This is a genomic window from Brevundimonas sp., assembly GCF_041911375.1.
GTDB lineage: Bacteria > Pseudomonadota > Alphaproteobacteria > Caulobacterales > Caulobacteraceae > Brevundimonas.
Genome location: NZ_JAYRPA010000023.1, coordinates 1 through 1,060, shown reverse-complemented (window position 1 = coordinate 1,060; position 1,060 = coordinate 1). Strand labels below are relative to the sequence as shown.

Annotated in this window: 1 protein-coding gene; it reads left to right on the top strand. The window is 65.7% G+C overall.

What is annotated here, in order from left to right:
- Window positions 1-883: phosphomannomutase/phosphoglucomutase (locus ACE3PU_RS04855; protein ID WP_374387248.1), on the top strand; the 883-nt coding region annotated here is incomplete at its 5' end.
- Window positions 884-1,060: the final 177 nt, after the last annotated feature.

Here is a 1,060-nt window from a genome sequence, read left to right as displayed (position 1 = left end):
CCGCCCGCTGAAGATCGTCATGGACTGCGGCAACGGCGTCGCCGGCGCGGTCGCCCCCGAACTGTTCCGGCGCCTCGGCTGCGAGATCGTCCCGCTCTACTGCGAGGTCGATGGCAACTTCCCCAACCATCACCCGGACCCGTCGAAGCCGGAAAACCTCGCCGATGTCATCAAGGCCCTCCAGGAAACCGATGCCGAGATCGGCATCGCCTTCGACGGCGACGGTGACCGCCTCGGCGTCGTCACCAAGGACGGCGAGATCATCTACCCCGACCGCCAGCTGATGCTCTTCGCCGCCGACGTGCTTTCCCGCGTACCGGGCGGCCAGATCATCTACGACGTCAAGTGCACCCGCCTGCTCGCCCCGTGGATCAAAAAGCACGGCGGCGTGCCGCTGATGTGGAACACCGGCCACGCACTGGTCAAGGCCAAGCTCAAGGAAACCGGCGCCCCCCTGGCCGGCGAGATGTCCGGCCACACCTTCTTCAAGGAGCGCTGGTACGGCTTCGACGACGGCCTGTATACCGGCGCCCGCCTGCTGGAAATCCTGTCGCGTGCAACCGACGTCAATGCGCCGCTGAAGGCGCTGCCGAATTCGCCGTCGACCCCGGAGCTCAACATCAAGATGGCCGAAGGCGAACCCTTCGCGCTGATCGACAAGCTCAAGGCCCAAGGCAGTTTTGCCGGCGCCGCCGAGATCATCACCATCGATGGCGTCCGTGTCGAATACGCCGACGGCTTCGGCCTCGCCCGCCCGTCGAACACGACGCCGGTCGTCGTGCTGCGCTTCGAGGCCGACGACGCCGCCGCGCTGGAACGCATCCAGGCCGGCTTCCGCCAGGCATTGACCGCCGTCTGGCCGGGCATCCAGCTGCCGTTCTGACGTCCGCCGCGTTACAAAACAACGACAGTCGCGCCACAATCGGTCGGCGCGACTGTCGCTAGAATGGGTATGCTGCAATCGGGACACACATTCGGGAAAGCGATGAACACGTCTGAAGAATCACTGAAATTCCGCCAGTTCCACACCAGCCTCGGCGGCCCGCCGCCGGGTCCGTTG